Below are 25440 nucleotides of genomic sequence, written 5' to 3'. Positions count from 1 at the left end.
AACGCTGTAGCGCTGTGGGTGCTCCCCCTCGTCGTCACGGGCGGGCGGCCGGCTTAGGTGTCGCCGGGAGCGCCTCGATCAGGTACTCCCGAAAGGCGACACCATGAACTTCACGCACCACGAGCCGGTGGTCACCCGCGTCGCGGAGCAACACTGGCACGCTCTCGACGACGGCCGGGTGGTCGGCCGAGGCGAAGCGTCTCCGCGGCCCGACGGCCGGCTCTTCCTCAGCATCGACACGTGGCTCGACGCGGACTTCCCGCGGCTGGCCGGCGCCATGCTGCCCGCACTGCCCAGGCCGCTGTACACAGTGGTCGACGAAGCCGACGAGGGTCTCAGATCCCGGTGGGAATCCGCCGGTTTCACGACCCGGCGCCGCGAGTGGGAATACGTCGTCCCCACGGCGCCGGGCCCGGTCCTCCCGCCGCCGGGGGTGACGATCGTGCCCGCGGCCGACCAGGAGCTGCTGCGCTCGCTCGACGACGTGATCCGCGCCGAAATCGAGGCCACGATCGGCTGGCCGGAGATGCCCGCGGAGGTGCTGGGCCGCTCGGACGGCGGCCTGGACCTCGCGAAGTACGTGGTCGCGGCGGAACCCGGCGGTTACGTCGGTCTGGCGCGGGTGGTGGCGGTGACCCGGCAGCCGCGGATCGGCCTGCTCGCGGTCCGCGCCGACCGCCGGCGTCGCGGAATCGCCCGCGCGTTGCTCACCCACGTGCTGGATGCGTTGTACCACAAGGGAATTCAGACGGCATCGGCCGAAGTGAACGAAGCGAACCCGGCGGCCACCACGCTGTTCGAGGGCGTCGGAGCCCGCCGGGTGAGCAGCAACCTCGAGCTGGTGCTGCGCTGATGGCGAACAACGCAGGCGGCATCGAAGTCGAGGGCACGGTCGTCGAGTGCCTCCGCAACGCGACGTTCCGGGTGGAGCTGGAGAACGGGCACAAGGTTCTCGCGCACATCAGCGGCAAGATCCGGAAGAACTTCATCAAGATCCTGCCGTTCGACCGGGTCCTGGTGGAGCTGAGCCCGTACGACCTGAACCGGGGCCGGATCCTGTTCCGCTACCGCACCTAGTGCGCCGGACCGGGTAGGCGAATCGTCGCCAGGGCTCCGGCTCCGGCGACGGTTCGCGCCCGACCGCTCGATCAGTACTCGCTTCTTGATGACGAAGTAGGAGCCGCGGATGGTGCCGGCCAGCTTCGACTTCTGGCGGGCGAACTTGAACGAGGAGAGTTCCTCGGGGATTTCCATCCCTTCGGAGAGTTTGAAGCCGACCGCGCGCTTCCCGGATTCGCCGACGGTGTACAGCACGTTGATCGACAGGCCGTTCTCGTAGAAGACATAGCTGAACCGGATGTCCTCGACCTGGAACGCGGTCGCCTCGAGCGGACGGGAGGTGATGACGATGCCGCGTTCTTCCTCGAGAATCCGGTGCACCAGATCGATGATCGGCTGGGCCTTGTCCGCGGGCTCGACCGTGAAGACGTGGTCGTACTTGTTCTTGAAGTACCGGGCCTCGTTCGCCCGCAGCCCGGCGAGCGCGCCCGCGACCGGCGACGACTCCAGGCCGTCGGTCGATACGGTGTCGAAGTCCACGGTCTGGGGCATGGCGATCCTCCGCGTGTCTGTCCGGGTCGGACTCAGCGTATGCGCTGGTGGCGAAGGTAGGCGACTCGGGAGCTCGGGGTCAGGGGCACCGCAGCCGGACGCGCAGTACGCCGGTCAGCAGCGGGAGGACGAATTCGCCGTCGGCGGTTTCGGGCCGTCCGACGAGGAAAGCGTGGATCCGGCTCAGCGTGGCCGCCCGTTCCTGCTCCGGCATGACGAGCACCCCCGCGCGCGTCGCGAGGGTCGCGACGAGGGAACCGGCGGTGCGACGCTGCCCGTGCGGGAATTCGGCCTGTTCCGCCGAGCCGGACCGGGCGGTCAGGCCGGAGCCGGGCCGGTGCAGGCCTGCCGTCGCGGAACGCCAACCGCTGAACGTGTCGCGCGGGCCGATGGCCGCGCTGCCGCCGACCCGCTGCAGTCCGGCCACCCAGCCGATCCGGTCGTCCACGACGTTCCACAGGTCGGCCAGGGTGCCGCCGGGTGCGAGCACCCGGGCTATCTCGGGTCCCGCGACGGCCATGTCGAACCAGTGCAGGGCGTTCCCGGCCAGGACGGCGTCGACGCACGCGTCCGGCAGCGGGATCGCCTCGGCGCTGCCCGCCACGGCACGGACAGCGGGCAGCGCGCGGCGCAGCTCGGCCAGCATCGCCGGGTCGGGCTCGACCGCGATGACGTCGGCGCCCAGGGCCGCCAGGGTGCCGGTCAGCTTGCCGGTCCCGGCCCCGAGGTCCAGCACCCGCGGGCCGGGCGCCGGCGCCAGTGCCCAGCGGACGGCGGCGGGCGAGTAGTCCGGGCGGTGCTCGGCGTAGCCGGCCGCCGCCGCGCCGAACGACGAGGCAAGCCGCAGCCGCGCACCGTGGTCCATGGGCCACGACCCTATCCGCGCGTAAGTTCTTCAAAAGAAATCCGGGACGCGGTGTCGGATCGGGGTGGCGGCGTTCGTAGCAGGGGTGAGGCCGCCCGCACGGGGACGGCGCCCCGAAGGAGAGGATGGCCGGATGCAATACCTGGTTTCCGTGATCGATGACAAGAGCAATCCCGGCAGCACGGACCGGCAGCCTGCCATCAGCGAGTTCAACGATCGACTGATCGCCGAGGGCTACTGGGTTTTCGCGGGCGGGCTCGCGGACACCGACGCGGCCACGGTCATCGACAACCGGGGCGGGCAGGCGGTGTTCACCGACGGGCCGTTCGTGGAGTCGAAGGAATACCTCGCCGGCGTCTGGGTGTGGGAGGCCCCCGACCTGGATGTGGCGCTCGAGCTCGCCGCCGAGGCGTCGAAGGTCTGCGATCGGAAGATCGAGGTGCGGCCGTTCCGGTGAGCGACGTCGAGGAGACGATCACCCGGGTCCACCGCACCGAGTGGGCGCGGGTGGTCGCCACGCTGACCAGGCGCTTCGGTGACCTCGACGTCGCCGAGGAAGCGGCCGCCGAGGCGTTCGCGACCGCCGTCGAGCGGTGGCCGGCCGACGGCGTGCCGCCCAACCCCGGTGCCTGGCTGACCACCACCGCGCACCGCAAGGCCATCGACCGGATCCGGCGAGAGAACAAGCGCGACGACAAGCACAAGGAGGCTCGGATGGTGCACGACGACGACCCGCCCGAGCCGCTCGGCGCCATCGACGACGACCGGCTCCGGCTGATCTTCACCTGCTGTCACCCGGCGCTCGCGGTGGAAGCTCGCGTGGCGCTCACTTTGCGCCTGGTCGGCGGGCTGACCGTGGCCGAGATCGCCCGCGCCTTCCTGGTGCGCGAGAGCACCTTGGAGCAGCGGATCACCCGCGCGAAAGCCAAGATCAAGGCGGCCCGCATCCCCTATCGCGTGCCGTCCGCCGAGGATCTCCCGGTCCGCGTCTCCAGCGTGCTCACCGCCCTGTTCCTCGTGTTCAACGAGGGCTACCTGGCGACCGGCCCCGGCACCGATCCCGTGCGGCACGACCTGACCGCCGAGGCCATCCGCCTCACCCGCCTGATCCGGGCCCTCCTACCGGACGACGGCGAGGTGGCCGGGCTGCTGGCCCTGATGCTCCTCACCGAAGCCCGGCGCACCGCCCGGGTCTCGGCCGGTGGCGAACTGGTCACCCTCGACGAGCAGGACCGCGGCGCCTGGGACGCGGAACTGGTCGCCGAGGGCCACCGGCTGGTGCGCGAACGCCTCGCCGCGGCCGCCGCCGGGGTCGCTCCGGGCCGCTACCAGATCCTCGCCGCGATCAACGCCGTGCACACCTCCGCCCGCGACGTCCGCGACACCGACTGGTCCCAGATCGCCGCCCTTTACGACCAGCTCGTGCGGCTCGACCCCTCGCCGATCATCGCCCTCAACCGGGCCATCGCGATCGCCGAGCTCGACGGCCCGGAGGTGGCGCTGGCGGCCGTCGACCGGCTCGGGGACGAGCTGGCCGGCTACCACGCCTACCACGCCACCCGCGCCGACCTGCTGCGCCGGCTGGGCCGAAGCGAGCCGTCGCGGGCGGCGTACGACAAAGCCATCGAGCTGGCCGGGAACACCGCCGAGACGGCGTCCCTGATCCGCCGCCGCGACCAATTGCGTTAGCCGCCAGGGAAGATCCTGCTACGCTTGCCGCGATGACTACCTACTCGAACAGATCGGGGGTTCCGTTCGCCACAGGTGAGTGCTGATGCACTTCCTGACCGCGAACGAGGACTCCCGCCTCCGTTTCTGGGCGCGCGTGCGCGAATTCGCCGTGCCGCCGTCGATGATCGAGTCAGCGACAGCCCGCCGGGTGGCGGGCGACTGGGCCGGGGCCTGCGCCGCCGCCCGCGTCGACGTGGATCTGAACCTGCGAGCCGTGCGGCGCACCCATGGCCATGGGCTGGCGGCACAGGTGCGCGCCGATCTGCGTCAGCTGGCTCCCGACCTGCTTCGCTGGCATTTTCCGCGGATCGGCCCGGCCGGCCTGCTGCGGCCCGGTCTCACGGTTTCCCTGGCCCGCTACGGTTCGCCGGCTGATCGCGGCGCGATCCACCTCGTGGCGCGGACGCCCCCGGCGTGGGCGGATGCCGGTCAGCGGATCAGCCTCGCGCTGTGGGTGCCGTCCCAGCGGGCGGCGGGTCTGCACCCGCATCCCCGTCCCGACCGGCGCTTCCGCCTCGACCTGCACCGCCACCTGTGGGACGTGCGCCGGGCCGGTGAGCTGCGGGAGCGGGCCGGTCCCCGGCCGCCGGAGGGCCGGCTCGCACGGGACCGGATCCCGGCCGGGGTGGGCGCCTGCGCCGTGGACCGGTGGCTGGCCGAGGCGGCGCTGCTGCTGCGCGCGGAGGGCCGCGGGGGCGACGTCGTCGCCGTGCGGCTCACCAGCCGGCACCGGCTGCTGCTGAACCTGGGCTCGCCGGGTGAGGCAGCCGACGGCCGTGCGGCGCCGGTCCTGCCCGACGCCGCGACCTGGGTCCTGCCCGACCTCGAGCTGCTCCACGCCGGGTTGATCGACGCCGGCCGGCTGCACCCGCTCGTCGCGTCGGCGCTCCGGCCCGCCTACCGGCCGGTCGATGCGGCACGGAATCCGGACGGCGCAAGCAATACGCGCCTCGTCGAGTGTCGTGGTGCCCCGCACCGGATCGGCGTGGTGAACGGGGTGCTCGTCCCGCTGGACCACGACGCGGGCGAGATCCGCCGCGAGGAGCTGCTGGGCGCGCTGGGTGGCACCGAACTGCCTTGCCTGCGGGCGATCGACGAGGCACACCGGCATCCGGAAAGCCTCGTCGACGTGCGCGCCCGGCTGGACCACGGCGACACCGCCGGTGCCCTCGCCGCCGTCGAAGGCCTGCTCGGCCCGGACGTGCTCCTGCGCAGCGGCGCACTGCGCGATGAGCTGGAGACGGCGGTGCGCCGCCAGGTGGCGCACGGGCTGTACCGGGCCGGGCTGGCCGGGTACGGGCCACCTCCGTCCACACGGGACACCGTCCGTCGGGCGCGGCGGACCCGTCCGCGCCACGCGACCTGTCACTGACCCGCATTTCCCTCGCCGGGCCGGTGCCCGGCCCCCGATTCGACCGCAAAGGTGATCAAAACTGACTACTGCCATGGATTTTTCTTCCCCGGCGGCGCACGTCCGGCCGCTCGACGTCGCCGCCGATCTGCTCGCCCTGCTGCACGACACGACCACCGAGCCGCGGACCGATACCCAGCTGGAAGCCTTGACGCTGGCCGTGTCCGCCGATCTTCCGGTGCTGCTGTGGGGCGAGCCGGGCATCGGCAAGACCGCGGCGCTGAACCAGCTCGCGGACGCTCTCGAACTGCCGCTGACCACGGTGATCGCGAGCGTGCACGAGCCGTCCGACTTCTCCGGTCTGCCGGTGGTCGGCGACGATCCCGCGGAGCAGGGGGTGCCGATGGCCCCGCCGGACTGGGCCGTGCGCCTGGTCCGGGCCGGCCAAGGGCTGTTGTTCCTGGACGAGCTGTCCACCGCGCCGCCGGCCGTCCAGGCCGCGCTGCTGCGCGTTGTGCTCGAGCGCCGGGTCGGTGCGCTGCGGCTGCCGCCGGGTGTCCGGATCGTGGCCGCCGCCAATCCGCGTTCCTCCGCGGCCGACGGCTGGGAGCTGAGCCCGCCGCTGGCCAACCGGTTCGTCCACCTGCAGTGGACCTACGACCACGACGTCGTGGTGCGGGGGCTGGGCGGGACGTGGCCGAAGGCGGAGCTGCCACGGCTGGACCGGGAGCGGCTGCCCGGCGCCGTGACGTTCGCCCGCCGCGCGGTCTGCGGGCTCCTGACGGCCCGGCCCGGCCTGGTTCACCAGCTCCCGAAGAACGAAGCACGTCGTGGCGGTCCGTGGCCGTCGCCGCGCAGCTGGGAGATGACCCTGCGGCTGATCGCGTTCGCCACCGCGGCGGACGCCTCCCGGGACGTGTTGTCCATGCTGGTGCGGGGCGCCGTCGGCGACGGGCCGGGTCTGGAGCTGCTGGCCGCCCTGGACCGGATGGACCTGCCGGACCCCGAGGTGCTGCTCGCGGATCCCGGGGCGGCGGTGCTGCCCGAGCGCGGCGACCTGCGTCAGACGGTGCTCGACGGCGTGGTGGCGGCGGTGCGCAAGCGGCCGGAGGAGTCCCGCTGGAACGCGGCGTGGTCGCTGCTGGTGCAGGCACTGGAAACCGGCGCCCCGGACCTGGTGGTCGTGCCGGCGGCCACGCTCGCCGCGCTGCGCCGCGACGACTGGCAGGTACCGGCGGCGATCGAGCGGCTGTCCGGGGCGGTGTCGTTGTCACGGCGGGCGGACCGGGCCGCGGCCGGCGCGGGTGAGCACCGATGACGCCGGGGACCATGGACGAGGAGAAGCTCTTCGCCGCCCGGCTGCACGCCGTCCGGAACCGGCCGTACCTGGCGACGGCGTTGTTCGCCCTGCACACGGTGGAATCGCGGTGGGTCCCCACGATGGCCGTGGACCGCCACTGGCGCTGCTACGTTTCGCCGGCGTTCGTGGACCGCACTCCGCTGGCGGAGCTGGCGGCGGTCTGGGTGCACGAGGTCTCCCACCTGCTGCGCGACCATCACGGGCGCAGCGACCGGTACGCCGCGAAGCACGAGCTGACCGGGCCGGGCGAGCGGTTGCGGATGAACATCGCCGCGGACTGCGAAATCAACGACGACGTGTTCGGCGACGGGCTGGCCCGGCCGGAGGGCGCCGTCCGCCCGGCGTTGCTGAGGTTGCCCGAGGGGCAGCTGATGGAGGACTACCTGCGCCGGTTCCGGCTCGGCCCGTACACCGACCGCTTTGCCTGGCTCGACTGCGGCAGCGGCGCCGACGGGCTGGAACGCGGCTGGGAGCTGGGTCCCGAAGGGGCGCACGGGCTGAGCGCGCAGGAACGGGACGCCGTCCGCTTCCGGGTCGCCCAGGGCATCACCGGCAGCCCGGGCAGCGTCCCGAAGGGCTGGCAGCGCTGGGCGCAGGAGGCGTTCCACCCACCGCAGCCGTGGCGGGACCTGCTGGGCGCGGCGGTCCGTTCGGCGATGTCCGGCGCGGGCGAGGACTACACCTACGGCAGGCCCGCGCGCAGGTCGGCCGGCCTGCCCGGCGTGGTCCTGCCGAGCCTGCGGCGCCGTCCGCCGCACGTCTGCGTGATCGTCGACACCTCCGGCTCGGTCAGCGACGCCGAGCTGGGGAGCGCGCTCCTCGAAATCGCGGCGATCGTCCGCGCGATCGGCGGCCGCCGCGACCTGGTGTCGGTGCTCTCGTGCGACGCCGCCGCCCACGTCACGGCCGAGCTGTGCCGCGCCGAGGGAATTTCGCTGGTGGGCGGCGGCGGGACGGACCTGCGCACCGGCTTCGCCAAGGCCCTGCGCGGCACGCCCCGCCCGGACGTGATCGTGGCGCTGACCGACGGCCAGACACCCTGGCCCGAAGCACGCCCGCCCGCCAGGACGATCGTGGGCCTCTTCCCCCGGCAGTGCCCGGCGGACGAGACCGATCCCTACTACCGACCCGACACACCACCGGCCTGGGCGCGGGTGGTCACCGTGGGCTGACTTGCCGCAGGTACCGGGGTCCGGTTCCGGGCGAGGAGATGCTCGTGGCGAGCCGGCCGGGCCCGGGAAGCCGTCTGCTGGACGAGCCTGCGGAAGCTCGCGCGACCGACTGGCGCGGCACCGCCGTGGCCGCCCACTCGGCATCAGGCCGCCGGGGTGAGGACGGTGCGATCGAAGGGCCCGCCGTGTCCGGCCGCGTAGGCGACCGCGTCGTTGACCTCGTCGAGGCCGAACCGGGTGACGCGTTCGGGGGTGAGGTCCAGTGCGCCCGTCGCGATGAGCCGGATCATGCCGGCGTTCGCCGTGCGGGGGTACATCCATTGGCCGCGCACGGTCACCGAGTTGCGCATGATCCAGGGGTAGGGCAGCGCGAAGTCCGCGCCGCCGAGCATGCCGACGCCGCCCATCAGCACGACACGCCCGTGCTCGCGCACGGTCATGGCGGCCGCGCGTGCCGCCGAACTGGGCGCCCGGGGCGGGAGGAGGTCGAGCACCAGGTCGATCGGGCCGTCGGCGGCCGCGGTCAGTGCGGCGCGGTCGGCATCCTCGTCTCCGCTGAGCCCGACCGGGCTCACCCGCGGGCCGAACCGGTCGGCGAGCAGGTCGAGGGCAGCCCGGTTGCGGCCCGGGGCCACCACGTGCCCGGCGCCCATGGCGAGCGCGACGGCGACCGCGCTGCTGCCGAGGTTGCCGGTCGCCCCGCTGATCAGCACCGTCTCGCCGGCCGCCAGCCGGCCGGCCAGCAGCCCGCCGTAGGGAATGGTGTGCACGCCCAGCGCGGACCAGCGCGCCGGATCGGCCGCCGCCCCGGCGGGCAAGGGGTACACGTTCTCGGTCGGAACCCGCATGAGTTCGGCGAACGGTCCGTCGTGCAGGTACCGGGCCAGCCGTGCGCCGCCTTCGCCGCGGGAGCTCCAGCCCTGCAGCGTGATGTCCGGGGTCAGGACGTCGTCGCGGGCGCGGACCGTCGAGTCGCACCACACCAATTGGCCCACGCCCAGCTTGGTCGCGTCCGGTCCCACGCGGACCACCCGGCCGATGCCGCCGACCCCCGGCACGACGGGTGGTTCCACCGGATAGCGCCGTTCACCGCTGAACACTTCGGCCGCGTACGGCGGCACGCAGGTCGCCAGGACCTCGACCAGTACCTCGCCGCCGCCGGCTTCGGGGTCGGGCACCTCCCGCACCGTGAGAGGGGAGCCGAACGCGGTCAATGTCGCTGCACGCATGGAAAAACCCTTCTGCTCGTCCTTCGCCACGCTAGGGGGACCCGGGGTATGCGGGAAGCGCTGATCCGACATCTCTGGTATGCGTAGTCGGCATGGACGTGTCGAGTGCGAGCCTGCGGGTGCTGTGTCAGATCGCCGAGTCGGGCAGCTTCACCGCGGCCGCCGCCCAGCTCGGCTACACGCAGTCCGCGGTCTCGCGCCAGGCCGTGGCCCTCGAACGCAGCGCCGGAGCCACCCTGTTCGAGCGGCGGACCGACGGGGTGCGGCTCACCCAGCCCGGGCTGACGTTGCTGCGCCACGCGCGAACGATCCTGGAGTCGGTCGACGCGGCCGGACGCGACCTGACCGGTGAAGCGCCCGGCACGGAGCCGGTGCGGCTCGGCCTGGTCCCCAGCGCCGGACCGGTGCTGCTGCCCGCCGCGCTGGCCCGGCTCGCCAGGACAGCGCCACTGGTGCGGGTCACCACCCGCGAAGGCACCACGCCCAGCCTGGCCCGGGCGTTGCGCACCGGTTCGATCGACGTCGCCGTCCTCACCTCCCGCCCACCGCACCGGCCACCGGACGGCGAGTCACCGCGCCTGCACACCACGACCGTCCAGGACACCGAGCTCCTCGTGGCGGCGCCGGCCACCGGCACCTTCGCGGGCCGCACGTCCGTGCACGTCGACGAACTCCTCGACGCCCCGTGGATCGCCGCACCCGCGTCGAGCGCGGAGTCACTGCTCGGGGTGTGGCCCGGCCTGCCGGGGCGAGCGCGCATCGTCCACAGTGCCCGCGACTGGCTGGCGAAACTGCACTTGGTCGCCGGCGGGTTCGGCGTCACCACGATCCCGGAAGGCTTGGCGCCGGTGGTCCCGCCCGGCGTGATCTCCCTGAGCGTCCAGGGCGCACCGCCCGAGATCCGCCGGGTTCTCGTGGCCCGGCTCCCCGGTGGCGCCACGCCGGCGATCACCGCGGTCACCGAGGCGATCACCTCGACCGCCCGGCCGTGACGTTCACCGATCGGCGGCCAGCACGGCCCCGAGGCCTTCTCGCAGATCCTTGACGAAATACCCGGGAACCTCCAGCGACGGGAAATGCCCCCCGGCTTCCGGCGAGTTCCAGCGGACGATCCGCCGGTACCGCTCCTGCGCCAAGGCACGCGGGTACTTCTCGATGTCGCGGGGATACACACTGATCGCCGACGGGACGTCGACCCGGAGGCCGGGGTCGAGCGAGTTGTGGCTTTCGTAGTAGATGCGGGCCGACGACGCACCGGTCCGCGTCAGCCAATACAAGGTGACGTCGTCGAGAACGCGGTCCCGGGCAATCGTCTCGAAGGGACTGTCTTCGGTATCCGTCCACTCGGCGAACTTGTCGAGGATCCAGGCGAGAAGCCCCACCGGTGAGTCGACGAGCGAGTAGCCGATGGTCTGCGGCCGGGTTGCCTGCTGCTTCGCGTACGCCGCGCGGTGACGCCAGAAATCGCGGGTTTCCTCGGTCCACTTGAGCTCGGCCGCCGTCAGTCCGTCCGTGGGCAACCCGGGCGGTGCCTGCGCGGTCGTGGTGTGGATGCCGAGAACGTGCGCCGGGAACCGGCCGCCGAGGATCGTGGTGATCACGCCGCCCCAGTCGCCGCCGTGGGCCGCGAACTTGCGGTAGCCGAGCCTTCCCATCAGTTCCACCCACGCGGCCGCGATCTTTTCGGTTCCCCACCCGGTGACGGCCGGCTTGTCGCTGTAACCGAAGCCGGGCAGCGACGGAACCACGACGTGGAACGCCGGCGCACCGGCATCTTCCGGGTCCGCCAGCTCGTCGATCACGTCGATGAACTCGGCAATGCTGCCTGGCCAGCCGTGCGTCAGGATCAGGGGAGTGGCATCCGCGCGCGCGGATCGGCGGTGCAGGAAGTGGATGCCCAGCTCGTCGATGGTCGTGCGGAACTGGCCGATCCGGTCGAGGCGTTCTTCGAACGACCGCCAGTCGTACCCGGTGCGCCAGTAGTCCACGACCTCGACGAGGTCGGCGAGAGGAACGCCCTGCGCCCATCGGCCAGGCCCGGGTGCGGCGCCGTGGACCGTCTCGGCTTCCGGCAGCCGCGCCGCGGCCAGCCGCGCGCGCAGATCGTCGAGATCGGCATCGGTTGCGTGGGCTTCGAATGCTTGCACGTCGCGGGTGGGACGGGCCATGAGACCTCCTGGCTGTCGTGGAACCGGCTAAGACGGTTCTAACACGGCTCGAGGCCGGCAGGCAACCTGCTAAGGTGGTTCCATGCCCGCTCGGTTCCCCGACTTCCGTCTCGGCACCGTGCTGGCGACCAGCTTCACGGGGACGCTGTCGGAGCGGCGTGGCGACGCTGTGGAGCGCATTCCCACGCCGCAGCGGCTCGTCGACTGGCTGGCGGTGAACGGCCTCGCCGTGGAGTCCTGCACCTCCGCCCAGCTCGAACTCGCTTGGGAGCTCAGGGAATCCATTCACGCCGCCGCCACAGCGGCCGCGGTCCAAGCCGCTCTCCCGGTGTCCGCTGTCCAGATCATCAATGACCGCAGCATCCAGGGCCGGGCCGCGGCCGTCCTGACACCCGAGGGCCACCGGCGATGGCAGCTCAGCTCGGCTTCCTGCGTGGAAGACGCTCTGGGCGTGATCGCCGCCGATGCGATCAGCATCATCGCCGGCGAGCGGGACGGAAAACTGGCCTTGTGCGCATCGCCGACCTGCCAAGCGGCTTTCTTCGACACCAGCCAAAGCCGCACCCGCAGGTGGTGCGACATGAACACGTGCGGGAATCGCCAGAAGAAGGCGCGCTTCAACGCCAACCAGCGCAAAACCCCGCCCGGCGAGCGGTGACGGGCGGCCGGGCCGAAGCCGGTGGAGAGCGGAAGCGCGGATCGCTGCGGGCGGAACGCGGTCGCTGTGGCAGCCCGTTGGGGCCGGGCGCGCGGAGCGTCCTGTTCGGACCGCCTCGGTCGACGTCCCCTCGGCGGCCATGAGAGAATTTGGGCAGCGTCCATAGAAGGGCATGGTCTCGCTGTGGTGGTACCTCCGACAGGTGAGCACGCCGACTACGTGTCGATAGGCCCACGGGAGTATTTGGACCGTTTCCTCGACGAGTATCACCTCACCTCGGCTGACGTGCATGGCAAGGTCATCCTCCGGCCGACCATAGGAGTGGGTGGAGGGCGCGGAGACGACGACTACACGATTCACGAGTCGTTGCTGCGGTCGTGCGGCGAGTTCCTGTGCGCGGGGGACGCGGAAGCATTGGAGTTCTGCCGCGGGATCGTCGAGGAGATGGTGGCAGGACTCGGTGTGACCCGCGTCGAAGCGGTGGCCCGCGTCAACAGGCAGTGGTCTGCCCCTCACCCGGGTGGTCGTACTCCGCGAATCTGGATCGTTGGCTTGGCCATGGTCTACCACGAGGATGCCGAGTTCTGGGCACGCGTCATCTACTACGGGGAAGACTACTTCTGGCGGGATCCAGGATCGACGTCCGACTCGCTTCCGCCAGCTTCGTAGGGCCTGCAACGCCGGCGAAGCGGTGACGGCGTTGGCGGCCGCCACGTTTGGTCGGCAGGAAAATGGGTTGGGCGGCACGACGTCCGGGCTGGTAGCGTCTCGGAGGCCGTGGCATTGCGCGAGGAGGTGAGACCCATGAACGCTGTATCGAGTGGGTGCTCCCTTCTCTTCACGGCCGGGCGATTGACGTAGGTGTCGCCGGGAGCGCCTCGACAACAAGGCACTCCCGAAAGGCAACAACCTGTGCATTTCACTGCGGAGACAACGTCGAGCGGTGTCACTGAACGCAGCTTCACTGTGGGTGAGGTTCCCGGTGTGCTCTGGTCGCCCGCATCCGGTTCCGATCACGCGCCCTTGGTGCTGATGGCGCACAGTGGCGGCCAACACAAGAGAGCACCGGGAATCCTGGGCCGTGCACACCGCTTCGTGACCGGTTGCGGTTTCCATGTCGCTGCCATCGACGCGCCCGGACACGGCGACCGCCCCCGAACGGCGGCCGACGAGCAGCACATCGCCGTCTTGCGGCAGGCTCAAGCGGCGGGTGAGCCGATCAGCCCGGTCATCGTGAGACTCCACATCGACCTGGCGGCGCGCGCCGTACTGGAATGGCAGGCGACCCTGAACGCCCTCCAGCAACTGCCGGAGATCGGCGCCAACGGACCGGTCGGTTTCTGGGGCATCATGCAGGGCACCGGGATCGGGGTGCCGTTGACGGCAGTAGAACCCCGGATCACCGCGGCGGTCTTCGGTTGCCTCGGGCATGAATCCCTGACCGAGGCGGCAGCAGCGATCACCGTCCCGATCGAATTCCTGCTCCAGTGGGACGACGAGCACGTCGAACGTCAATCCGGTCTGGCGTTGTTCGATGCCTTCGCCTCGACGGACAAAACGTTGCACGCCAACGCAGGCGGGCATTTCGAGGTGCTCAGGTTCGAGGCCGGCAGCGCGGCCCAGTTCTTCGCCCGGCATCTTGGCCGGGACGCCGGGGCGTGAGGTCGTGCTCGAGACGGATCGCCTGTTGCTCAGACCTTGGCGGGTGGCCGAAGCTGTCGTCCAGCGTGAGCTGTGGACCGAACGTGATCCACGAGTGCCGCCGCACCGCCGGATCGACGTGGATGGGCATCCCACGGTCGCGGAACTCGAGGATGCGATCCGCGCCGGCCGGCCGTCGTCGACCGGGTTGTTGGCGGTCGAGCGGAAGGCCGAAGGTGACGTTATCGGCTGCTGCGGGCTGATCGACGGCGGTCGGGGGCTCGAGGCGGAATCGGAGCTGGCGTTCGAGCTGCTGCGCCGTGTCTGGGGCCGGGGATACGCGACCGAGGCCTCGAAGGCGATCTTGGACTGGGCCAGATCGTCCGGGTACGTACGTCTAGGGGCCACGGTCTGGGAGTGGAACACGGCTTCTCGTCGTGTGCTGGCCAAGCTCGGGTTCACCGAGACCGGCCGGAAGGAAGTGGACGCGGTCCACGGGACCACCCTGTTCATCGCAAAACGGCTCTGACGCAGCCGGTGTCGGTCTTGAGAACGGCTCGGCGCGGCGACGGCAGGCCGCAGCTGTCCCATCCGAGTTCGTGCTGGCTGCTTCGGCGGCGGCCTTCGCTGAGAGGCGGGACTGAAGAACGAGCTCGATCGGCTGCAGGCGAGTTGTAGTGCCAGGCGCAGGCGATTGTCACATCGGCATTGCCCGCGCTCGCGCCAGAGCGTCAGTCCAGGCGCTGGCATACTCGGCAGCCGTCACCCAGGACAGGCTGCGGAACGGTGGCTCGTCTGCGCCCTCGGCGATGGAGACCCGGTCGGCGTGCCGCCAGATCAGGATGCGCCAGGACTGGTCGAGATCGCTGTACGGCTGGCTGACGTCGCCCAGGGGGACATCAGCCAAGGTCCACGACCGCAGATCATGGCCAACGTCGTCCCACCAGGGAAAACCTGCGATCTGCCGTCCCTGACCATCCGTGAACCGCAGTGCGGTGCTGGTGCCGCGCGCGAAGAACTCGATCTCAAATCCAGCAGCCCGCGTGAAGAGGCCGTGAGATGGCGTGGCGTGACCAGGACATTGGGGAAGCCGTCGCCCACGGCAACGCCGCCGCGTTACCCTACTGTGGCTTGTCGCGGGTGGGAGGTTCCGGTTCCCCGATCACAGGGGCTTGGGGAGGGTGCTGATGGATGCGGAGGATGCCGGCGACAGATCTGCTTTGGGATGGCCCGTCGCCGTCGCGAACGTGATGAGTCGGATTCACCTCACATTGAGTCTGCGTCCCGAGGAAAAGCTGCATCAAATAGCCGCCCCTGCGGAATGCGATACTGCCGGCGGGCCGGCGTACTCGGTGGACTTTCGTCGCACTCTCGGCGACCTTGACGTGTTTGCGCTGTGGGATGGCAACGAAGGTAACCCCGCCGGCATTTATCAGGCGAGGCTCACCGCGGTGGTTTCGCCTCCGCGCGACCTGGTGGCCACCCGAGGTGATGACTGGGTGTTGCAGGTCGACCTCTCCACTCGTCGCGAAGTAACGGCGTCCGGGGCGTTGGACCTGGCGCTGACGTTCACTCGGCTGCGCGGAGCACTTTTCCGTGACGGCAGCGAATTCCGGCCGCCACGCGAGAATCCCGATCTTGTCGTGTATCAGCACCGGGATGGCAGTCCGCGTGGATTCGCCTGGCGGTGCACGGTCGTGGGGGACACCGATCACGAGTCGACGGTGACCGATGACGTGTTCGTCGAAGCTGTCACCGGCGAACACTTGGGGACCACGAGAATCAGTATCAGCTGAATTCTGTCCTCTTGCGCGGCTGCGGTCGCTGCTGCAGCGCAGGGCAGGGCCGCACGCTCTACAGCGGAACGGTGCTTCTCGCTCGTGGTGGCCGTAGAAGCGGGGAAATGACCGGGGCGCAGACCATGGCCACCCCAGGTGACGGAACCCCCGGCCGAGGTCGACCTGCGTGCCCGGCTCGTCCGTGCCGCGGCTTGACCCGCGGAGCCGGTGACGTACCCGTGTCGCTCGGGCAGCAGCGAGCCAGTGGCCGCATACGACGGAACGCCGGTGTACTACCCGTGTGCTGTGCTCACCGACGACGTCATTGCCACCGCCGGGCTGGCGTACACCAACCACGCTCTTGCCGGTGGCATCCGTCTCAGCCCGGGTGCCAACCGTCCCGAGCTGGCCGGCACCACGTTCGAACCGATCTCCTGCGGCGGCTACCTCCGCCGAGCGGGCGGCCACCGCGACGATCCGGAAGTCACTCTCGAGACGCTGAATGTCAAGCTCTCCAGCACTTCCGCTTGGCGTCTCGCCACGTCGCCGCGAGTGGGGAAGGCCGGCACCGTCAACGGCGTCGAGTACCACAGGCTCCCGGACCGAGGCGACGACGAAGTCACAGTAACCTTCGACGACGGTGGTCACGGCGCGGCCAACGCCTTCACCCTCAACCTGCGTCACTTCTCGGCGATTGCGGACGGCGAGAACGCACTGGCCAAGCTCGTCGACGGCATTACCAAGAACATCGCTGCAGGCCCCCGGCCGATGCCTGAGCGCAGCTACCCGGAGCCCTGCAACCTGACCGCAAAACCGTGCGACGCCATGTCACCCGAGGTCTTCACCACGGTCACCGGCGTGCCGACCGACGGACTCCAGAAGGACTTGTTCAGCGTGGACGAGAACTACGTGGTGAACAACCATGCGGTCCAGATCACCTGCGAGCGCATGTCCCTGCTCGACCGGACCGAACGGGATCCGGCGAGCCTGTCCGTCGAGCAGACGATCTACGCGGAGGGCCCTGCCGTCGCGGCCGACGACGTCCAGCGCATGTGCTCCTACGAGGCGACGACAAAGGACAGCAGCTCCCTGCCGCAGCCCGATTGCCCGCCCCCCATCGCCGAGTCGGATACGAGGAAATCACCGAAATCGAACCGGCGGGCGGTCCGCGTCCAGGATTGCTCCGAATGGCCCATGGGTGGCGTCGGGGCCGAGATGGGCACAGAGCGTCAAGAGATCGGATCGTTACTCAACTTGGGGCGGTCTGGAACGTCTGATGGTTCGTGAGAGTGATCCGTATCGCCGGGCTCGGCTTGGCTGTCTTGTTGCTGGCTGCGTGCAGTGGGCCGACCGAGACCGTGGGGGCCGCGCAAGCGGTCGGAGCGGCCGGGGCGGCCGCGACGCCGACGCAGCCCGGGGTACCGGCCGCGACGGTGGCGTTCGAGGGCGGGGACCAGCTGAGCCCGAAGGACCCGATCGTCGTCAAGGCGTCCGGTGGCACGTTGCAGGCGGTCACCGTCACGAACCCGCAGACCGGCAACGGCGTCAAGGGCGACCTCTCGCCGGACAAGACGACGTGGACCAGCAGTGATCACCTCCGGTACGGGTCCACGTACCAAGTGGTCGCCACCGCGGTGAACCAGGCGGGTGCGCCAACCGAACAGCGCGGCGAAGTGCACACGCTCAAGCCGTCCGGAGTGGCCACCCCCGCGCTCTTCCAGCCGGCGGCGGGCGACTTCGGCGTCGGCCTGATCATCGGCCTGAAGTTCGACCACGACATCAGCGACAAAGCCACGGTGGAGAAGTCCTTCAAGGTGACGTCCTCGCCCGCCCAGGACGGCGGCTGGTACTGGGTCGGCAAGCGCGAAGTGCACTTCCGGCCCAAGGAGTACTGGAAGGCCGGCTCGACCGTGAAGCTCGAGACCACGACCTTCGGCACGCCGATCGGCGGCGGCGTGTACGGCGGCCAGGACGTCTCGGCCACGTACAAGGTGCACGACTCCTGGATCGCCAAGGCGGACGGCAAGACCCACCAGATCAAGGCGTACCACAACGGGCAGCTGGTGAAGACCGCGCCGACCAGCATGGGCAAGACCGCCGACACCCCGCCGCGGGGCGCGACACCGACCTTCAACGGCACGCACACCGTGCTGGGGAAGGAAGACCACAAGATCATGGACTCCTGCAGCTACGGCGTGTGCGAGGGCGATCCCGGCTACTACAAGGCCCCGGAGAACTGGAACGTCCGGATCTCCAACGACGGCGAATACCTGCACGAAAACCTGAAGACGGTCGGCGTGCAGGGCAGCGACAACGTCTCCAACGGCTGCCTCAACATGAACACCGAGAACGCCAAGTGGTTCTTCGACACCTTCGACGTCGGCGACGTCGTCGAGGTCACCAACTCGGGCGGCCCGCAGCTGTCCATCAACAACGGCCACGGTGACTGGGCCATCAGCTGGAGTGCCTGGCAGGCCGGCAGCGCGTTGCACGGCTGATTCGTCACGCGGGGTGTTCGCGGCGGAGCCGGATGTCCTCACCGGCGCGGTGCAGGGCGGTGACCACGGCGACGACTTCGGCGCCGGGGTCCGGTGAGGTGACGGCCACGGTCAGCCGGCCGAGCCACCCCGGGTCGTCGACGCCGACGGTCGCCACGCCGGCCGGGATGGACAGGGCGGCCACCTCGGGCACCAGGCACACGCCCAGTCCCGCGGCGACCAGGCCCAGCCGGGCGGGCCAGCCGCGCACCGCGTGGCCGATGACCGCGTCGGTGAGCGTGGGCCAGGCCCGGAACTGGGGGTCACCGCCCGCGCCCGCCCCGGCGATCCAGGTCTCGCCGGCCAGCTCCGCCACCGGGACGACGTCGGTACCGGCCAGCCGGTGGCCGGCGGGCACCGCGACGCGCAGGCCGTCGGTGAACACGATCTGCTGTTCCAGCCCGGCCAGGTCGTAGTCCGGCAGCCCGGCGCCGACGCCGATGACGGCCACCGCCAGCCGCCGCGCCCGCAGCTGCCGCAGCAGGGTGGGCGTCGGCCCCTCGGCCAGCGCCACCTCCAGACCGGGGTGTCCGGCACGGAGCCGCGCCAGTGCCCGGGGGACCAGGACCGCGGTCGCGGACGGGAACGCGCCGAGCTTGAGCCGGCCGGCCAGCCGGTCGTCCAGCGCGGCCAGATCCTGCTGCAACGTCTCCACCCCGGCCAGGATCCGGCCGGCGTGCTCCACCACGACGGCGCCGGCCGGGCTGAGCCGCACGCCGCGGCCCTCGCGGACGAAGAGCGGGTATCCGGCCGCCGTCTCCATCGCGGCGACCTGACGCGAAATCGCCGGCTGCGAATAGCCGAGCAGCCTCGCCGCCGCGGTGAACGAGCCGGTCAGCGCGATCTCCCGGACGACCCGCAGGCCGGCCACCGTCAGCTCACCCATGCCCGCCACCCTACCCATCCGCAATGCGTATGGCTTCGATCCGGATCTGTCATCGCGGACATGGATTTTTGGTGCTGGGCTTGACGTTGTCGAGATCAGGAAGGAAAGCAAACGGATGAGGAGACCACCACCATGACGAAGACCTGGTTCGTGACCGGCGCTTCCCGCGGGATGGGCCGCGAACTCGTCGAGCAGGTACTGGCCCGCGGCGACCGGGTGGCGGCCACCCTGCGCCGTCCCGGGCAACTCGACGACCTCGCGGCCCGGCACGGCGACCGCTTGTGGGTGCGTGCGCTGGACGTGACCGACACCGCGCGGGTGCGCGCCGTGGTCGACGAGGCGTTCGCCGCGCACGAGCGCATCGACGTCGTCGTGTCCAACGCGGGCCACGGGGTGTTCGCCACCGCCGAGGACCTGACCGACGCGCAGATCGACCAGCTGATCGCGACCAACCTGACCGGCTCGATCCACCTCGCCCGCGCGGTGGTGCCGCACCTGCGCGCACAGGGGGGCGGGCTGCTGATGCAGATGTCGAGCATGGGCGGCCAGCTCGCCTTCCCCGCGTTCTCGCTCTACCACACGACCAAGTGGGGTATCGAAGGGTTCTTCGAGGCGCTGGCCGCAGAGGTGGAGCCGTTCGGCATCCGCACCACCCTGATCGAGCCGGGCATGGTCCGCACCGGCTTCTTCGACGCGGCCACCCGGGTACCGGTCAGCGCGCCGTACCGGGGCGGACCGGCCGACCAGGAGCCGATTCCGGTGGAAGAGATGACCGACAGCCAGGAAAACACGGTCGCGGGTGTCATCCGCGCCGCGGTCTCGCCGGATCCGCCGCGCCGCTTGGTGCTGGGCTCGGATGCCTGGCGGCTGTTGACCGGCGCGCTGCGGGAGCGGCTGGCGGAAGTCGAAGCCCAGCGCGACAACGCGGCCACCGCCGACGCCGAGGACGGCCGCCTCCGAGCCGATGCGACTGCCGCGAGCTGAGCGTCGGGGCTACGGGACAGTCATCGCGGTCGGCGACCTGCGCGGGAGGCGACCCCACAGCGTCGCGGCGACGATGGCGGCGGCCAGCAAGGTGACGCTGCCCGCGACGTCGAGAACGTAGTGGTTCCCGGTGGCGAGCACGTCCGCCACCATGAGCAGGGGGAACAGCCACGCCACCAGCGCTCCGCGTGGATGCGCACCCCGGAGCGCGACCCACCCGGCGTACCCGCACCACAGCGCCCAGCCGACGTGCATGCTGGGCATGGCCGTGTAGTGGCCGGGATGCACCCAGCTCTCCCGGCCGGCCTGGTCCAGGATGTCGTACCGGGCCACGACGTCGACGGCGCCCGGCAGCGCAAGACGCGGCGGCGACATCGGCACGAGCCAGTAGACCGGCAGGACGAGGACCATCATCGCGACCATCGTCCGGCGGACCGTGCGGTAGACGTCGGCGTGCCGGACGAACACCCACAGCAGTACGCCGGCGATCACCGCGTAGTACAGCCGGTACAGGTACACGGCCGCCCGGCTGAGACCCGCATTGCCGGCCAGCCCGCCGTTCACGCTCCGCTCGATGTCGATGTGCACCGCGTGTTCCGTGGCCTGCAGGGCCAGCGCATGGGCGGTGGCGGCCGCGAAGTCCTTGCCCGCCAAGGCGGCGAGCCGCGTGAAGAGCAGAAACCAGAGCAGGAGAAGGGGTAGCTCGACGAGTACTCCGGGCCGCCCGCCGGTACCCCGGAACAGTGCCCGAGTCCGCTCGGTCGGGCTCGCCGGCGGCGGATTCACGCGGTCACCCTAGCCGACCGGGCGATAATGGCGGTGTGCTCGCGCCTCTCGGAGAGCTGCCGGACGTGGCCCGTGCCGTCGTGGTCGTCAGCGTCGGCGCCTTCGCCGCGGGTGAACTCGTCCAGGCGTTCCGCACGCGCCGCGGTGCGCAGCTCGTCGACCTGCGTGCCGAGGTCGTCTTCCGGGTGATGTTCCTCGGCGCGATTCTGGTGTGGCCGATCGGCCGCGCTGTCGTTCCGGGCGCCGGCATCGGCGGCGGCGCCTGGCTGTTCGCGTCCGGGATCGTGCTCGGGTGGCTCGGCCTGCTCCTGCGCTGGTGGTCCTTCGCCGCCTTGGGCGAGTACTTCACGGTGACGGTGCGGACCGCCGAAGATCAGCCCGTGGTGGAGCGCGGCCCCTATCGGGTCCTGCGGCATCCGAGCTACACCGGCCTGCTGCTCACCTTCGCCGGTGGCGGCCTGGTCGTGGCCAACTGGGTCAGCGCGGCGGGTGCGGTCGCTGTCCTGCTGGCCGCCCTGAGCCACCGCCTCCGCATCGAGGAGCGCGCCCTCGGCGAAGCGCTGGGCGACCGTTACCGGCAGTTCGCCGCGAACCGCGCCCGGCTCGTCCCCTTCGTGTGGTGACCTCGAGGAGTGCGCCCTTGACAGCGTGACCTCAGTCGCTAACCTCGTTCTGGGAGCGCTCCCAGGGACGACGTATTGCTCAAAGGAGAGCAGATGACGCAGTGGAGAAAGGCGTTCGGCGCCCTGGCCGCGGCCGTGGTGGCCGCGAGCGGGTTGGTCGCCTTCGGCGCGACCGGCCACGTCGCGGCGGCGGCGGCCGGCGGCACGGGTACCGGGTACCTGCACACCAGCGGCAACAAGATCCTGGACAGCACGGGCGCGACGGTCCGGCTGACCGGCCTCAACTGGTTCGGGATGGAGACCGACAACAAGACCTTCCACGGCCTGTGGTCCAGCCGCACCTGGCGCCAGCAGCTCGACCAGATGGCGCAGCTGGGCTACAACACCCTGCGCGTGCCGTTCTCCGACGACGCACTGAAACCCGGCGCCACGGCCACCGGGATCAACGACTACACCAATCCCGACCTGGTCGGGCTCTCGCCGCTGCAGATCCTCGACAAGGTGATCGGCTACGCGGGGCAAAAGGGGATGCGCGTCATCCTCGACCGGCACCGGCCGACCAGTGCGGGGCAGACCGCTCTCTGGTACACCGCCGGCGTTCCGGAGAGCACCTGGATCACCGACTGGAAGAACCTTGCCCAGCACTACGCGGGCAACACCACGGTCATCGGTGCGGACCTGCACAACGAGCCGCACGCCGAGGGCACCAACCCGGCCGCGACCGGCGCGTGCTGGGGCTGCGGTGACACCGCCCGCGACTGGCGGCTGGCCGCCGAACGCGCCGGCAACGCGATTCTGGGTGTGCAGCCGAACTGGCTGATCTTCGTGGAGGGCGTGAGCTGCCCGAGCGGCGGGCTGTCGAACGTCTGGGACGGCGACCCGTCGAACGACGAGGACTGCGGCTGGTGGGGCGGCAACCTGTCGAAGGCCGGCGAGTTCCCGGTGCGGCTGTCCGTGCCCGGCCGGGTCGTCTACTCCCCGCACGAGTACGCCACCTCGGTCTACAACCAGCCGTGGTTCAGCGCCCCCGACTACCCGGCGAACCTGACCGCGATCTGGGACCACTACTGGGGTTACCTGTACAAGCAGAACATCGCGCCGCTGATGATGGGCGAGTTCGGCACCACGCTGGCGAACCCGGTCGACAAGGTGTGGCTGGAGAAGCTGATGGCCTACACCGGCACCGGCGTCAACGGCATCTCGTTCACCTACTGGTCGTGGAACCCCAACTCCGGGGACACCGGCGGCATCCTGAACGACGACTGGACCACGGTCAACCAGGCGAAGCAGAGCATCCTCCAGCCCTACCTCATCCCGCCCACCGGCGGCGGCCCCGACCCGACGACGACCACCCCGACGACCCCGACGACCGGCGGTGGCACCGGCGGGTGCAAGACGGCGTGGAAGCTGGACAACTCCTGGCAGGGCGGCTTCCAGGGCACGTTGACCGTCACCAACACCGCGACGAGCGCGGCCAATCCGTGGACTGTCGTGTTCACCCTGCCTGCCGGGGCCACCATCGGCAGCGGCTGGAACGGCACCTTCACCCAGACCGGCACCACGGTCACGGTGAGCGCGCCGACCTACAGCCCGTCCCTGGGCGCGGGAGCGGCCGTGTCGCTCGGCTTCACCGCCAACGGCCCGTCCGGCGAGCCCTCGGTCGTCAAGCTCAACGCGGCGGCCTGCAGCAAGTGACCGGCCCCCTGGCTGCGGTGCCGGAAGCGCACCGCAGCCAGGGTTCTGGTCAGCGTGGCCACGCCTTCTCGAGGATGTCCGCGACGAGCGCCGCCTGGTGGCCGTCCGGGTCGAGGTCGGGGTCGAACACCGTCAGCTCGAAGCCCGCCGCTCCGGGCCGCGACAACAGCTCGCGCAGCACCGAAACCAACGCCGAAGGGTCCAGGCCGCCCGGATCGGGACTGTCCACTGCGGACACATACGCCGGGTCGAGCACGTCGATGTCCACGTGGATCCAGAAACCGTCCAGGCCGGTGAAGGCCGACCCGATCGTCACGCCGGAAGCCATGATCTCTTCGGACGTGACGTGGGCGATCCCCGCGGCACGCAGGTGCGCGGACTCGGCGGACCGCACGCCGAGCACCAGGACGTCTTCGTCGCGGACGTACGGGCGCAGGCCGTCGATACCGGCCAGGTCGTCGGCGCCGCGGCCGGTCATGATCGCCAGGTCCTCGCCCGCCGCCGCGCCGACGTGGTCGGCGATGCCCAGGTGGCGGAAGTCGTCGTGGCCGTCGAGGTAGGCGATCCCGAACCGGCCGGCGCGACGCAGCGCCAGCATCGCGCCCAGCGAGATCGAACAGTCGCCGCCCAGCACCACCGGGAAGCCGCCCGACGAGCGGACCGACGCCACCCGCGCCGCCAGCGCGCGCGTGTAGGCCGCCAGCTCGGCCGAGTTCCGGACGCCGTCACCCGGCTGCCACGTCCCGACGTACCGCCCCGGCGTGACGACCCCGCCGTCCGACGCGCCCAGGCGGCGCAGGATGGCTCCGCGGCCGGGAGCGTCCTAAGTTGGGGTGCCGACCAAGGAGGCGTGATGGCTGAGCAGACCAAATACGTCCTGGACGAAGCCGATCTCCCCACCCAGTGGTACAACGTCATCGCCGACCTGCCCGAGCCGCCGCCACCGCCCCTGCACCCCGGCACCCGCGAGCCGGTGGGTCCGGACGACCTCGCTCCGCTGTTCCCGCAGGCGCTCATCGCCCAAGAAGTGACGACTGATCGCTATGTCGACATCCCGGAGGAGGTCCGGGAGGTCTACCGGCTCTGGCGCCCGTCGCCGCTGTTCCGCGCGCGACGGCTGGAGAAGGTGCTCGGCACGCCGGCAAGGATCTACTACAAGTACGAAGGCGTCAGCCCGGTCGGCTCGCACAAGCCGAACACCGCCGTGCCGCAGGCGTTCTACAACGCGGCCGAAGGCGTCACGCGGCTGACCACCGAGACCGGCGCCGGCCAGTGGGGGAGCGCGCTCGCCTTCGCCTGCGCCCAGTACGGGCTGGAGTGCGAGGTCTGGCAGGTGCGGGCGTCCTACGACCAGAAGCCCTACCGCAAGCTGATGATGGAGACGTTCGGCGCGACCGTCCACCCGAGCCCGTCGGAGCTGACCGAGTCCGGCCGGGCGATCCTGAAGCAGCACCCCGACTCGACCGGCAGCCTCGGCATCGCGATCAGCGAGGCCGTCGAGCAGGCGGCGCAGGACCCGGACACGCGGTACGCGCTGGGCAGCGTGCTCAACCACGTGCTGCTGCACCAGACGATCATCGGCGAGGAAGCGCTGAAGCAGTTCGAGCTGGCCGGCGACACCCCGGACCTCCTGGTCGGCTGCACCGGCGGCGGCTCGAACTTCGGCGGGCTCGCTTTCCCGTTCCTGCGCGAAAAGCTGGCCGGCCGGATGGACCCGGTGATCCGCGCGGTCGAGCCGGCCGCGTGCCCGTCGCTGACGCGCGGGAAGTACGCCTACGACTTCGGCGACACGGCGGGGCTCACGCCGCTGCTGAAGATGCACACGCTCGGGCACGATTTCATCCCGGACCCGATCCACGCGGGTGGCCTGCGCTACCACGGGATGTCGCCACTCATTTCGCACATCTACGAGCTCGGCCTGATCGAGGCGATCGCCGTCGGGCAACAGGAGTGCTTCGCGGCGGGGGTCCGGTTCGCGCGGTCCGAGGGCATCATCCCGGCGCCGGAGCCGACGCACGCGCTCGCCGCGTGCATCCAGGAGGCGTTGCGGTGCAAGGAAACCGGAGAGGAAAAGGTGATCCTCACGGCGCTGTGCGGCCACGCGCACCTGGATCTGCCCGCGTACGGCGCCTACCTCGCCGGGGACATGGTGGACAACGAGCTCTCCGCGGCGACCCTCGAGCAGTCCCTCGCCACCTTGCCCTGACGCGAGCGTCCCGAGGTGGCCTTCGGGGCGTTCAACGCATCTGCCCCCACGTAGCGAACGGCGCCGACCGGGCCGAAGACCTCTTCCCGGACGATCGCCATCTCCCTGGTGCACTCGGAGAAAACGGTCGGACGCAGGAAGAAACCGTTTTCGTACGCC

The 25440-nt window shown here is 70.8% G+C and carries 26 protein-coding genes and 2 pseudogenes; 19 read left to right on the top strand and 9 right to left on the bottom strand.

The annotated features are described in order from the left end of the window. Positions 1–103 precede the first annotated feature (103 nt). Both AB0F15_RS25320 and infA read left to right on the top strand, forming a co-directional pair. On the top strand, positions 104–853 hold the full coding sequence (locus AB0F15_RS25320) for a GNAT family N-acetyltransferase (RefSeq protein ID WP_360274896.1): 750 nt from the start codon (positions 104–106) through the stop codon (positions 851–853). Then, complete coding sequence (infA, locus tag AB0F15_RS25315; protein ID WP_360275051.1) at positions 853–1077, top strand: translation initiation factor IF-1; 225 nt, start codon at positions 853–855, stop codon at positions 1075–1077. The genes AB0F15_RS25320 and infA overlap by 1 nt, the downstream gene beginning before the upstream one ends. 84 nt (positions 1078–1161) lie before the next feature. Here infA and AB0F15_RS25310 read toward each other — a convergent pair. Beyond that, positions 1162–1611 (bottom strand): annotated as a pseudogene (locus tag AB0F15_RS25310) (phage tail protein); the annotation flags it as partial. A gap of 79 nt (positions 1612–1690) precedes the next feature. Then, on the bottom strand, positions 1691–2476 hold the full coding sequence (locus tag AB0F15_RS25305) for a class I SAM-dependent methyltransferase (protein WP_360274893.1): 786 nt from the start codon (positions 2474–2476) through the stop codon (positions 1691–1693). A gap of 133 nt (positions 2477–2609) precedes the next feature. Between AB0F15_RS25305 and AB0F15_RS25300 the strand changes: the two genes are divergently transcribed. The 5 genes from AB0F15_RS25300 to AB0F15_RS25280 all read left to right on the top strand — a co-directional run bounded on the left by AB0F15_RS25300 (position 2610) and on the right by AB0F15_RS25280 (position 8090). Further along, positions 2610–2933 (top strand): YciI family protein, encoded by a 324-nt coding sequence (locus AB0F15_RS25300; RefSeq protein ID WP_360274890.1) that lies wholly within the window; start codon positions 2610–2612, stop codon positions 2931–2933. Next, positions 2930–4165, top strand: coding sequence for a sigma-70 family RNA polymerase sigma factor (locus AB0F15_RS25295; RefSeq protein WP_360274887.1), 1236 nt, complete (start codon positions 2930–2932; stop codon positions 4163–4165). The genes AB0F15_RS25300 and AB0F15_RS25295 overlap by 4 nt, the downstream gene beginning before the upstream one ends. Positions 4166–4250: 85 nt before the next feature. Then, on the top strand, positions 4251–5579 hold the full coding sequence (locus tag AB0F15_RS25290; RefSeq protein WP_360274885.1) for a hypothetical protein: 1329 nt from the start codon (positions 4251–4253) through the stop codon (positions 5577–5579). A gap of 73 nt (positions 5580–5652) precedes the next feature. Then, on the top strand, positions 5653–6876 hold the full coding sequence (locus AB0F15_RS25285; RefSeq protein WP_360274882.1) for a MoxR family ATPase: 1224 nt from the start codon (positions 5653–5655) through the stop codon (positions 6874–6876). Beyond that, complete coding sequence (locus AB0F15_RS25280) at positions 6873–8090, top strand: VWA-like domain-containing protein (protein ID WP_360274879.1); 1218 nt, start codon at positions 6873–6875, stop codon at positions 8088–8090. The genes AB0F15_RS25285 and AB0F15_RS25280 overlap by 4 nt, the downstream gene beginning before the upstream one ends. Positions 8091–8233: 143 nt before the next feature. Here AB0F15_RS25280 and AB0F15_RS25275 read toward each other — a convergent pair whose 3' ends face one another. After that, complete coding sequence (locus tag AB0F15_RS25275; RefSeq protein ID WP_360274877.1) at positions 8234–9319, bottom strand: alcohol dehydrogenase catalytic domain-containing protein; 1086 nt, start codon at positions 9317–9319, stop codon at positions 8234–8236. 92 nt (positions 9320–9411) lie between these two features. Here AB0F15_RS25275 and AB0F15_RS25270 point away from each other — a divergent pair, with 92 nt between their 5' ends. Next, positions 9412–10311, top strand: a complete 900-nt coding sequence (locus tag AB0F15_RS25270) for a LysR family transcriptional regulator (RefSeq protein WP_360274874.1) — start codon at positions 9412–9414, stop codon at positions 10309–10311. 3 nt (positions 10312–10314) lie between these two features. On the opposite strand, the gene AB0F15_RS25265 is transcribed toward AB0F15_RS25270, so the two are convergent. Then, positions 10315–11487: an epoxide hydrolase gene (locus tag AB0F15_RS25265; protein WP_360274871.1), complete on the bottom strand. Its 1173-nt coding sequence runs from the start codon at positions 11485–11487 to the stop codon at positions 10315–10317. 82 nt (positions 11488–11569) lie between these two features. On the opposite strand from AB0F15_RS25265, the gene AB0F15_RS25260 reads away from it, so the two are divergent. The 4 genes from AB0F15_RS25260 to AB0F15_RS25245 all read left to right on the top strand — a co-directional run bounded on the left by AB0F15_RS25260 (position 11570) and on the right by AB0F15_RS25245 (position 14315). Next, complete coding sequence (locus tag AB0F15_RS25260; protein WP_360274868.1) at positions 11570–12145, top strand: CGNR zinc finger domain-containing protein; 576 nt, start codon at positions 11570–11572, stop codon at positions 12143–12145. Between the two features lie 183 nt (positions 12146–12328). Beyond that, the gene (locus AB0F15_RS25255; protein WP_360274865.1) at positions 12329–12814 is read left to right on the top strand and encodes a hypothetical protein; all 486 of its coding nucleotides are present in this window, start codon (positions 12329–12331) and stop codon (positions 12812–12814) included. A 315-nt stretch (positions 12815–13129) separates the two neighbouring features. Beyond that, the gene (locus AB0F15_RS25250) at positions 13130–13807 is read left to right on the top strand and encodes an alpha/beta hydrolase (protein ID WP_360274862.1); all 678 of its coding nucleotides are present in this window, start codon (positions 13130–13132) and stop codon (positions 13805–13807) included. 4 nt (positions 13808–13811) lie between these two features. Next, complete coding sequence (locus AB0F15_RS25245; protein WP_360274859.1) at positions 13812–14315, top strand: GNAT family N-acetyltransferase; 504 nt, start codon at positions 13812–13814, stop codon at positions 14313–14315. A gap of 168 nt (positions 14316–14483) precedes the next feature. Here AB0F15_RS25245 and AB0F15_RS25240 read toward each other — a convergent pair whose 3' ends face one another. Then, complete coding sequence (locus AB0F15_RS25240; RefSeq protein WP_360274856.1) at positions 14484–14693, bottom strand: hypothetical protein; 210 nt, start codon at positions 14691–14693, stop codon at positions 14484–14486. A gap of 280 nt (positions 14694–14973) precedes the next feature. Between AB0F15_RS25240 and AB0F15_RS25235 the strand changes: the two genes are divergently transcribed. The 3 genes from AB0F15_RS25235 to AB0F15_RS25225 all read left to right on the top strand — a co-directional run bounded on the left by AB0F15_RS25235 (position 14974) and on the right by AB0F15_RS25225 (position 18062). Then, positions 14974–15582 (top strand): hypothetical protein, encoded by a 609-nt coding sequence (locus AB0F15_RS25235; protein WP_360274853.1) that lies wholly within the window; start codon positions 14974–14976, stop codon positions 15580–15582. Between the two features lie 288 nt (positions 15583–15870). Next, a complete protein-coding gene (locus AB0F15_RS25230; protein WP_360274850.1) occupies positions 15871–16851 on the top strand; it encodes a hypothetical protein in 981 nt (326 codons plus the stop codon). A gap of 2 nt (positions 16852–16853) precedes the next feature. Beyond that, positions 16854–18062: an Ig-like domain-containing protein gene (locus tag AB0F15_RS25225; protein ID WP_360274847.1), complete on the top strand. Its 1209-nt coding sequence runs from the start codon at positions 16854–16856 to the stop codon at positions 18060–18062. A 4-nt stretch (positions 18063–18066) separates the two neighbouring features. On the opposite strand, the gene AB0F15_RS25220 is transcribed toward AB0F15_RS25225, so the two are convergent. Continuing rightward, positions 18067–18987, bottom strand: coding sequence for a LysR substrate-binding domain-containing protein (locus AB0F15_RS25220; protein ID WP_360274844.1), 921 nt, complete (start codon positions 18985–18987; stop codon positions 18067–18069). Between the two features lie 132 nt (positions 18988–19119). On the opposite strand from AB0F15_RS25220, the gene AB0F15_RS25215 reads away from it, so the two are divergent. Beyond that, positions 19120–19971, top strand: coding sequence for an SDR family oxidoreductase (locus tag AB0F15_RS25215; protein ID WP_360274841.1), 852 nt, complete (start codon positions 19120–19122; stop codon positions 19969–19971). Positions 19972–19980: 9 nt separating this feature from the next. Here AB0F15_RS25215 and AB0F15_RS25210 read toward each other — a convergent pair whose 3' ends face one another. Beyond that, a complete protein-coding gene (locus AB0F15_RS25210) occupies positions 19981–20757 on the bottom strand; it encodes a phosphatase PAP2 family protein (protein WP_360274838.1) in 777 nt (258 codons plus the stop codon). Between the two features lie 35 nt (positions 20758–20792). On the opposite strand from AB0F15_RS25210, the gene AB0F15_RS25205 reads away from it, so the two are divergent. Both AB0F15_RS25205 and AB0F15_RS25200 read left to right on the top strand, forming a co-directional pair. After that, complete coding sequence (locus tag AB0F15_RS25205) at positions 20793–21380, top strand: isoprenylcysteine carboxylmethyltransferase family protein (RefSeq protein WP_360274835.1); 588 nt, start codon at positions 20793–20795, stop codon at positions 21378–21380. A gap of 93 nt (positions 21381–21473) precedes the next feature. Then, positions 21474–23075: a cellulase family glycosylhydrolase gene (locus AB0F15_RS25200; RefSeq protein WP_360274832.1), complete on the top strand. Its 1602-nt coding sequence runs from the start codon at positions 21474–21476 to the stop codon at positions 23073–23075. A gap of 49 nt (positions 23076–23124) precedes the next feature. Here the strand turns inward: AB0F15_RS25200 and AB0F15_RS25195 are convergent, their stop codons facing one another. Next, a complete protein-coding gene (locus AB0F15_RS25195) occupies positions 23125–23778 on the bottom strand; it encodes an arginase family protein (RefSeq protein WP_360275048.1) in 654 nt (217 codons plus the stop codon). Between the two features lie 150 nt (positions 23779–23928). Between AB0F15_RS25195 and AB0F15_RS25190 the strand changes: the two genes are divergently transcribed. Continuing rightward, positions 23929–25281 (top strand): TrpB-like pyridoxal phosphate-dependent enzyme, encoded by a 1353-nt coding sequence (locus AB0F15_RS25190; RefSeq protein WP_360274829.1) that lies wholly within the window; start codon positions 23929–23931, stop codon positions 25279–25281. 65 nt (positions 25282–25346) lie between these two features. Here AB0F15_RS25190 and AB0F15_RS25185 read toward each other — a convergent pair. Then, positions 25347–25440, bottom strand: a pseudogene (locus AB0F15_RS25185) (aldehyde dehydrogenase family protein); the annotation flags it as partial.

It is taken from the genome of Amycolatopsis sp. NPDC026612 (assembly GCF_040638285.1).
Lineage (GTDB): Bacteria > Actinomycetota > Actinomycetes > Mycobacteriales > Pseudonocardiaceae > Amycolatopsis.
The sequence above is the reverse complement of the archived record's forward strand: the minus strand, read 5'-3'. Positions and strand labels throughout refer to the sequence as shown.